Source organism: Microbacterium sp. UBA837 (assembly GCF_002296025.1).
Lineage (GTDB): Bacteria > Actinomycetota > Actinomycetes > Actinomycetales > Microbacteriaceae > Microbacterium.
The window spans coordinates 1-8,607 of record NZ_DBHD01000207.1 but is presented as its reverse complement, the minus strand read 5'-3'; the positions used below and the strand labels follow the sequence as shown (position 1 = coordinate 8,607).

Annotated in this window: 11 protein-coding genes; 7 read left to right on the top strand and 4 right to left on the bottom strand. The window is 66.3% G+C overall.

Going from position 1 to position 8,607, the window contains the following annotated elements:
* Together purM and purF are read left to right on the top strand one after the other, a co-directional pair.
* The coding region (gene purM / locus B3587_RS14860; protein WP_292730057.1) for a phosphoribosylformylglycinamidine cyclo-ligase at positions 1-933 on the top strand (933 nt) is incomplete at its 5' end.
* A gap of 6 nt (positions 934-939) precedes the next feature.
* A complete protein-coding gene (gene purF / locus B3587_RS14855) occupies positions 940-2,400 on the top strand; it encodes an amidophosphoribosyltransferase (protein ID WP_292730055.1) in 1,461 nt (486 codons plus the stop codon).
* Positions 2,401-2,430: 30 nt separating this feature from the next.
* On the opposite strand, the gene B3587_RS14850 is transcribed toward purF, so the two are convergent.
* Positions 2,431-2,616: a DUF3073 domain-containing protein gene (locus tag B3587_RS14850; RefSeq protein ID WP_228179361.1), complete on the bottom strand. Its 186-nt coding sequence runs from the start codon at positions 2,614-2,616 to the stop codon at positions 2,431-2,433.
* A gap of 175 nt (positions 2,617-2,791) precedes the next feature.
* On the opposite strand from B3587_RS14850, the gene B3587_RS14845 reads away from it, so the two are divergent.
* Complete coding sequence (locus B3587_RS14845) at positions 2,792-3,334, top strand: universal stress protein (RefSeq protein WP_292730053.1); 543 nt, start codon at positions 2,792-2,794, stop codon at positions 3,332-3,334.
* Between the two features lie 99 nt (positions 3,335-3,433).
* Here B3587_RS14845 and B3587_RS14840 read toward each other — a convergent pair whose 3' ends face one another.
* Positions 3,434-4,048, bottom strand: coding sequence for a PadR family transcriptional regulator (locus B3587_RS14840; protein ID WP_228179394.1), 615 nt, complete (start codon positions 4,046-4,048; stop codon positions 3,434-3,436).
* Positions 4,048-4,899 carry a DUF4097 family beta strand repeat-containing protein gene (locus tag B3587_RS14835; protein WP_292730051.1) on the bottom strand — a complete coding sequence of 284 codons (852 nt, stop codon included), beginning with the start codon at positions 4,897-4,899 and terminating at the stop codon, positions 4,048-4,050. The genes B3587_RS14840 and B3587_RS14835 overlap by 1 nt, the downstream gene beginning before the upstream one ends.
* 139 nt (positions 4,900-5,038) lie before the next feature.
* Here B3587_RS14835 and B3587_RS14830 point away from each other — a divergent pair, with 139 nt between their 5' ends.
* Positions 5,039-5,812, top strand: a complete 774-nt coding sequence (locus tag B3587_RS14830; protein ID WP_228179358.1) for a MerR family transcriptional regulator — start codon at positions 5,039-5,041, stop codon at positions 5,810-5,812.
* Positions 5,813-5,889: 77 nt separating this feature from the next.
* On the opposite strand, the gene B3587_RS14825 is transcribed toward B3587_RS14830, so the two are convergent.
* Positions 5,890-6,051 (bottom strand): hypothetical protein, encoded by a 162-nt coding sequence (locus B3587_RS14825; RefSeq protein ID WP_228179357.1) that lies wholly within the window; start codon positions 6,049-6,051, stop codon positions 5,890-5,892.
* Between the two features lie 176 nt (positions 6,052-6,227).
* Between B3587_RS14825 and B3587_RS14820 the strand changes: the two genes are divergently transcribed.
* From B3587_RS14820 to B3587_RS14810, 3 genes are all read left to right on the top strand, one after another.
* Entirely contained in the window at positions 6,228-6,629 is a 402-nt protein-coding gene (locus tag B3587_RS14820; RefSeq protein WP_292730049.1) for a fluoride efflux transporter FluC, read from the top strand.
* Positions 6,626-7,000 carry a CrcB family protein gene (locus B3587_RS14815; RefSeq protein ID WP_292730046.1) on the top strand — a complete coding sequence of 125 codons (375 nt, stop codon included), beginning with the start codon at positions 6,626-6,628 and terminating at the stop codon, positions 6,998-7,000. The genes B3587_RS14820 and B3587_RS14815 overlap by 4 nt, the downstream gene beginning before the upstream one ends.
* A 103-nt stretch (positions 7,001-7,103) precedes the next feature.
* Positions 7,104-8,607 (top strand): efflux RND transporter permease subunit (locus B3587_RS14810; protein WP_292730041.1); only part of this gene is annotated, 1,504 nt, incomplete at its 3' end.

Here is an 8,607-nt window from a genome sequence, read left to right as displayed (position 1 = left end):
GCGACAAGCACCGACGGTGTCGGTACCAAGGTCGCGATCGCGCAGGCCATCGACAAGCACGACACGATCGGCCAAGACCTCGTCGGCATGGTTGTCGATGACATCGTCGTCGTCGGTGCGCGACCCCTGTTCATGACTGACTACATCGCGTGCGGCAAGGTTGTACCCGAGCGCATCGCCGACATCGTCGCCGGCATTGCGCGCGGCTGCGAAGAGACCGGGACTGCGCTGGTCGGCGGCGAGACCGCCGAGCATCCGGGCCTGCTCGGGATCGATGACTACGATGTCGCGGGCGCGGCCACCGGCGTCGTCGAAGCCGACGCCGTGCTCGGCGCCGATCGTGTCGAGAACGGCGATGTCGTTCTCGCGCTCGCCTCGAGCGGACTCCACGCCAACGGCTACTCGCTCGTTCGTCACATCGTCTCGTCATCCGGTTTGTCGTATACGGATGCCGCAGCCGAGTTCGGTGGCGCCACCTGGGGCGAGGTTCTGCTCGAGCCCACCCGCCTGTACACGGCGCCGCTGCTGCGGCTGATCGCGCAGTCCGGCGGCGGGGTCCATTCCCTCAGCCACGTCACCGGCGGGGGGATCGCGGCAAACCTGGCGCGGGTGCTGCCCGCTGGCACGTGGGTCGATGTCGACCGCGCGACGTGGACGCCGCCGACAGTGTTCCAGACGCTCGCCGCCCGCGGCGGTATTCCCCTCTCCGATACAGAAGGAACGTGGAACCTCGGCATCGGCTTTGTCGCGGTCGTCGCGGCAGACCGGGCAGCGGATGCGGCATCCGCCCTGACCGCCGAAGGTATCGCCACGTGGCAGGTCGGCGTCGTCTCGGATGGCCCGAGGCCGAACGGCGACTATGTGGAAGGGGCGAAGGGCGTTGACGGCGGTGCCGTGCGCCTGGTCGGATCGTTCGCCGAAGGAGCGCAGTAACACCCCATGTGTGGAATCGTCGGCATGGTCGGGCGGGGCTCGGTCAACCAGGAGATCTACGACGCGCTGCTGCTGCTGCAGCACCGCGGGCAGGACTCGACCGGAATCGCCACAGCGGAACCGAGTGGCGTCTTTCACATCACCAAGGCGCGGGGGCAGGTCCGTGAGGCGTTCCGCACGCGCGACATGCGGTCGCTGCTCGGCACGATCGGGCTCGGTCACGTCCGGTACGCCACCAAGGGCACGGCATCCAGCGAAGAAGAAGCCCAGCCCTTCTACGTCAACGCGCCCTACGGCATCGTGCTGGTGCACAACGGCAACCTCACGAACACCCGCGAACTCACCGACGAGCTCTTCCACAAAGACCGTCGCCACCTGAACACGAGCTCTGACACCGAACTCCTGGTCAACGTCCTCGCCGGAGAGCTGCAGGCGACGGTATCGGGGCTCGACCTCGAGCCCGACGAGATCTTTGAAGCAGTCTCCCGTGTCCACGCTCGCGTGGAGGGCTCGTACGCTGCCATCGCCCTCATCGCGGGCCACGGCCTGCTCGCGTTCCGCGACCCGTTCGGCATCCGCCCCCTGATCTTGGGGACGCGCAAGGCCCCCGACGGATCGTTCGAGTGGGTTGTTTCGTCCGAGTCGCTCGTGCTCGAAAACGGCGAGTTCGAGGTAGTCCGCGACGTCATGCCGGGCGAGGCGGTGTTCATCGACCTCGACGGTCACCTGCACACCAAGCAGTGCGCCGAGGCTCCGCAGCTCGTGCCGTGCTCGTTCGAGTACGTCTATCTCGCCCGCCCGGACTCGATCATGAACGGGATCTCGGTCTATGAGGCGCGGCTGCGCATGGGCGACCGCCTGGCCGACACCATCGCGAAGTACACGCCCGCAGGTGCCATCGACGTCGTCATGCCCATCCCGGATTCATCCCGGCCCGCCGCGATGCAGGTCGCGCGCAAGCTCGGCATCGAATACCGCGAGGGGTTCTACAAGAACCGCTACGTCGGACGGACATTCATCATGCCGGGCCAGTCGGCCCGCAAGCGCAGCGTGCGTCAGAAGCTCAACGCGATGTCGAGCGAATTCAAGGGCAAGAACGTGCTGCTCATCGACGACTCGATCGTGCGGGGAACTACCTCGAAGCAGATCATCCAGATGGCCCGGGATGCCGGCGCGACATCCGTGACCTTCGCCTCGGCTGCCCCGCCGGTGCGCTACCCACACGTCTATGGCATTAACATGCCGACCCGGCACGAGCTCGTCGCGCACGGCCGATCCATCCCCGAGATCGCCGAAGAGCTGGGTGCCGATTACGTCGTCTATCAGGAGGTAGCCGACCTCAAGGCTGCGATCCTCGAAGGCTCGGATGTCGACGACCTCGACATGAGCTGCTTCGACGGACGCTACGTCACCGGAACAGTGACGGAAGAGTATCTCGACTGGGTCGAGAGCAGTCAGGAGTCCTGAACGGGAGCGCGGTGAAGGGACGAGCCGCGCTCAGGCGGTCTCGTCTAGTTCGTCATCCTCGTCGTCGAACTCATCGGCCCACTTGTCGACGTACAGATCATCGTCGGACGGGTGACCCAGTTCCTTCTCGAGCGCCGCATAGTTGACGCTCGGGCTGTAGGACTTGAGTTCGCGGGCGATCTTGGTGTGTTTCGCCTTTTGACGGCCACGCCCCATGCGAGACCCCCTCATTTCTGACCCGCGGGCTGAAGCGCGGGTCTCCGCACTCCGCAGCCCGTGCATTCACGAATCCGGTCTTTCGCCGGGAAGAGTAGCATTCAGAATATCACGGAGCCCTCGAGGGCCCGCGGCTGTGCGCCCCTCGGCTCCGCATGTCGAGGAGGGAATCCAGATGGCGGACGAACGACCGGGGCTCACAACGGCACCCCTGGACGCGGAGGCGGTCCGCGGCGCGGTGATCGTCGGGGTCGTCCCCGACCAGAATCCTCGGGTCGTGAAGGAAGCCGCGAAGTACGCCGCCATGATGAAGGCCCCCCTCGTTGTGGCGCACGTCGATGTCACCAGGTTCGTCACGTACGAGGATCCCGACGGATACGTGCACTCCGCACCGATCGATGTGAACATCGCTCCCGGTGAGGCCGACTTCGACCTCGTGCGCGCGTCAGTCGCTCACGCGCTGGAGGGAATCGACGTCGAGTGGCGTATCCATCAGCTCGTCGGCGACCCGGCGCTGGCCCTCAAGCATCTTGCGGAGCAGATCGATGCCCGGTTGCTCGTTGTCGGAACCCGCAAGCGCGGCATCGGCGAGTCGATCCGAGAGTTCTTCACGGGATCGGTCGCTGCCCGCCTCGCGCATCGGCAGGCGCGCCCCATCCTCGTCGTTCCGCTGGGGGAGCCGGCGCCTGACGACGAGGACCTCTGGCCGACCAGCTGACCGGCCCGAACGCAGGATCGACCGGCCTTTCACGGCCCCCCACGCGCGGGGAGGCGGATTCATCCTGCAATCGGGTCGCGTGCGCTGCCCCTGTGAGCTTCAGCCGCGGAGTGAGCGGGTGATGGCGCGGGTCACCTCGTCGAGGCCGGTTGCCAGTTCGTCGACGACGGATGCCGTGAGGGTGCCGCCCTTGGCGACGTGCGTCCGCAGATCGGTTCGTACCTGGGCGCGGAACTCGCTGATGGCAACCTCTGCGCGGTGCAGTTGCTCCCGCGAGATCGAACGCAGGTCGTCGGTGACATCCCGCACCTGCTCGCTGCGGTCCTGCCGCTCGGCCCGGCTTGCGGCGGCGAGGTCGGCGCGCAGGCTCTTCATCGCCTCGCGTACCGATCCGCGCACCTCGTCGGCGATCAGGCGCACCGAATCGGCAAGCCCCTCCTCGATGCTTCTGAGGTCACCGGCGCGGGAAGCCACCTCGGCGCGGCCGGCATCCGTGATCTCGTAGATCGTCTTGCGACCGTCGACGGTCTTGGTGACCAGACCCTCTTCCTCGAGCTTCGCGAGCCGCGGATAGACGGTGCCGGCGCTGGGTGTGTACGTCCCACCGGTGCGATCCGACAAGGCCTGCATGATGTCGTAGCCGTGCCGCGGCCCCTCGTCCAGGAGCGAGAGCAGGTACAGGCGCAGGTCGCCGTGAGAGAAGACCGGGGCCATCACAGGCCCTCCGCCTCGCTCGCGGCATCCGCCGGTTCTGCGGCGGGGGAACGGCGCAGCACCGTGAGTCCGCCGGCAACGGAGTTCGTGCGGACATCGACGAACGACCCGCTGAGCTCGCCGGTGGAGCCGCTGTAGTTGGTCACGCCGCTTCCCGACCGCATGACGCCATCGATCTGGACGCGACCGCTCACGCTGCGCACGACGAAGTTCGCCGGCAGCCCCTCATCGAGCCGAATGGTAGCGCCGCCGCTCACCGTGTTGAGACTGATGGCGTGCGCATTGCCGGTCGTGTCAACGAGCATGTCGCCCGAGACCGTGTCGATCGTCGCCTTGCGGATGCTGCCGGTCGCAGCGACATCTCCCGAGACACTGTTCGCCGACAGGGTGCCCGTGAGGTCCCGGATCTGGACATCCCCCGACACTGCGTTGACCGTCACGTCGCCGCTGAGGCCATCGACGATGATGTCGCCCGACACCGTGTTGAGGCGAGCCCCGGCCTCGAGACCGGATACGAGCGCGCTCGCGTTCACGACCCCGAGGTTCAAAGCCACTGATCGGGGGACAGCGACGCTGACCTCTGCCTTCGGGCCGCCGGAACCGAAGTTGCGGAACGCCTCGAGGAAGTTGTCCCAGCGCAGCTGTGGATGGTCGATCTCGACGAGGTCGCCGGTTGCTTCGATGCGCAGGTCTTTGACGGTCACCCCGTAGACCTCGATTCGCACCCCGGGTTCGTCGTGGGCGACGACATCAACCTGGCCACCGACGAGGCCGATCTTGAGGGTGCGCACGTCGTCGAGGTCGATGACGCGCGTCTCTCCCGGGTGAATGAGCCACTTCTCAAGGGTCACGGTCCGCTCCGTTCAGGGTCACATGAAAGATCAAACGCGATATAACGCGATTTGAGAATAACGCGTTATATCGCGTTGCACAAGTGTCCACGAGCGACGAGTTGACATTGACGCAACGTCAACTTCTACCGTGGATGCCATGACGGAATGGAGCATCCACGAGGTAGCACAGCGGTCGGGCGTGACGACGCGAACCCTGCGGCATTACGACGCCATCGGCATCCTGTCTCCCACGCGCACGGGAGCGAACGGATACCGCTACTACGGACCCGAGGCGCTCGTGAGACTGCAGCGGATTCTGCTTCTGCGAGACCTCGGTCTCGCGCTCAGCGACATCGCCGAGGTGCTTGACGCGCAACAGGACCCCGCGGAGGCATTGCGCACCCACATCGGGTGGCTCCGTTCCGAGCAGGAAAGGCTCGCGCGGCAGATCGCCGCGGTGGAGTCCACGATCACGGCATGGGAGGGAGGTGAATCGATGATGAACGACGACATGTTCGACGGCTTCGACCACACCGTCTACAAGGACGAGGTCGAGCAGCGCTGGGGCGCGGAAGCGTATTCGCGCTCAGACTCATGGTGGCGCTCGCTCGGCACTGAGCAGCAGGCTGCGTGGAAGAACACGAGCGCCGAGCTCGCCGGGGACTGGGTTGCGGCGGCTGAGTCCGGCATCGAGCCAGGCTCGACCGAGGCACAGGCTCTCGCGGAGCGCCATGTTGCATGGTTGCGCGCCATTCCCGGCACCCCGGCCCATCAGGGCGAAGCCGGGCTGAAGCCCTACGTCCTGGGGCTCGCGGAGATGTATGTAGCCGACCCCCGTTTCGCGGCCAACTACGCGACATCCGGCGGCGGAAACGGCGGAGCCGAGTTCGTGCGAGACGCGCTGGCGGAGTACGTGAACTCCCGCCTGTAGACGTGCACGGCCGACACGAAAAACGGATGCCGCTCCCCTCCCCCGAGGAGCGCGGCATCCGTTTTCGGGCTACGCGGTCAGCTTCTGCCGCCGCTGATCACCCTGAAGAGGAAGGCGATGAGAGCGATGACGCCGACGATCAGGGCAACCCACAGCAGCCAGCTCAGGGCGCTGTTGAGGCCGCCGACGATTGCCAACACGACAGCAATGATGATGACAAGGAGCAGTGCGATGTTCATGGGGCACCTTTCGTTAGACGTCCGGGAGCATGCCCGACGCGTGTCGGGCGGACTCGCCACACCGTGACGATTTCACTGCCGCGGCCGCACCACAATGGGGTTGTTTCCCGGCGGCGAACCCGGTATGGACGCCCTGCGGAACGTGACACGACGCGGGGGAGCGTTAGCCTGGGCCGATGGCGACCAGACCGCGCTTCTCGGGGGTCCACCTCTGGCTGGTGTTCGCCGGGGGCACGATCGGAACTGCGGCGCGACTTGTCGTTCTGCTCGTCGAGGATCCGTCGATCCAGTGGCTCTCCATCCCTCTCATCAACATCGTCGGCTCGTTCCTGCTCGGGGTGGTCACCGGCATGGCAGAACGCCAGGCCGACCCCGCTCGCGCCACGAGGATGCGCACCTTCTGGGGCGTGGGCGTCATGGGAGGGTTCACGACGTACTCGAGCTTCGCCGTGCTTGCGGTGGACCCGGCATCGTTGCCGCTGGCGGTGGTCACCGTGCTCGCCGGGCTTGCGGCTGCCGTCGCGGGACTCTGGATAGCCCGCCCCCGGCCCACGTCAGCGCATGGACACTCAGCATGAGTCCGCTCCTACTCGCTCTGGGCGCGCTCGCCGGCGGCGTCGGCGCCGCACTGCGCTACAGCGCTGACGTCGCGATCCTGCGTTGGTGGGGCCCGCCGTGGGGTGTGTTCATTGTCAACGTCGTCGGGTCGTTTGCTCTCGGCATCCTCACCGGCTCTGCCGCCCCCGTTGATCTGCAGTTCGTGATCGGCGGAGGTCTGCTCGGAGGCTTCACCACCTTCAGCGCCGTCTCGGTCACGACCCTGCTGCTGGCCGAAGAGCGGCGGGGGCGGATGGCGATCGTCAATGTCGTCGGAACGTTCGTGCTCGCGCTCGCCGCCGCGGCAGGCGGGCTTGCGCTCGGCGGAGCGCTCGCTGCCGCGTCGAGCTGATCGGGACTTTTCGGGATATCCCCCGGAATCACCGTGCGAAGATGGGGACGATACACCCGCGTATCGTCGCGTCCCGACCGCACCGAGCACAGCAAAGGCCACCGTGTCGAAACTCGCCGTCCTGAGCCTGAAAAACCGCGCCCTCATCGCGCTGGTCACGATCGTCGCTGCCCTGTTCGGCAGCCTCGCGTTGACCAACCTGAAGCAGGAACTGATCCCGTCTATCGAGTTCCCGGCCCTCATCGTCGTCACGACCTACCCGGGAGCCTCCCCCGAAGTCGTCGCCAACGACGTGTCGACGCCGATCGAGACCGCCATCCAGGCCGTCCCCGGCCTCGAGTCGACGACCGCGACCAGCACGACCAACGCCTCGATCGTGCAGGCGTCGTTCACCTACGGCACCGACCTCGGCACCGCCGAGCAGAAGATCACGCAAGCGATCAACCGGATCTCCTCTCAGCTGCCCGAGAACGTCGAACCCAACGTGCTCTCGGCGAGCATCGACGACTTCCCCGTCGTCCAGATCGCCGTCACCGGCTACGACGACCAGCAGACCATCCAGGCGACACTCGAGTCCGTCGCGATCCCCGAGCTCGAGGATGTCGACGGCGTCAACGCCGCGCAGATCGTCGGTGGCACCGGCCAGCGCATCACGATCACGCCTGACCCGGCAGAGCTCGCCGCGACCGGCTACACGCAACAGGCGATCCGCGACGCTCTCGACCAGAACGGCGTGCTCTTCCCGGGCGGTCAGATCACCGAGAACGAGCAGACCCTCACGGTGCAGACCGGCTCGAAGATCACCTCCGTCGACGCGGTAGCGGCGCTACCGCTCGTTCCCACGGATGCCGAGCAGTTCCAGGCCGGAACGGTCACGATCGCCGACGTCGCCACCGTCGAGCAGGGCCAGGACCCCGTCGCGACGATCTCTCGCGTGAACGGCGAGCCGGCGGTGACGATCGCGATCACGAAGCTCCCGGCAGCCAACACCGTCGATGTCTCGCACGGCGTGCTCGACATCCTGCCCGACCTCGAGCAGCAGCTTGACGGAGTCACCCTCACCGTTGTCTTCGACCAGGCCCCCTACATCGAGCAGTCGATCGAGACTCTCGCCGTTGAAGGTGGATTCGGCCTGCTGTTCGCGGTGCTCGTCATCCTGCTCTTCCTGCTCTCGGTGCGTGCGACGCTCGTGACCGCGATCTCGATCCCGACGAGCGTGCTCATCACGTTCATCGGGCTGCAGGCGTTCGGGTACTCGCTGAACATCCTGACACTCGGGGCCATCACAATCTCGATCGGCCGGGTCGTGGATGACTCGATCGTCGTGATCGAGAACATCAGGCGCCACTACGTGGGCAAGGCCGACAAGCTGACCTCGATCGTGCGGGCTGTCAAGGAAGTCGGGTCGGCGATCACGTCCTCGACCATCACGACGGTCGCCGTCTTCTTGCCCATCGCCTTCGTCGGCGACGTCACCGGAGAACTGTTCCGGCCGTTCGCGCTCACCGTGACGATCGCACTGCTCGCCTCGCTGCTGGTCGCGCTCACGATCGTGCCCGTGCTGGCCTACTGGTTCCTCAAGCCCGGCAAGCCGCTGCTCGATGAGG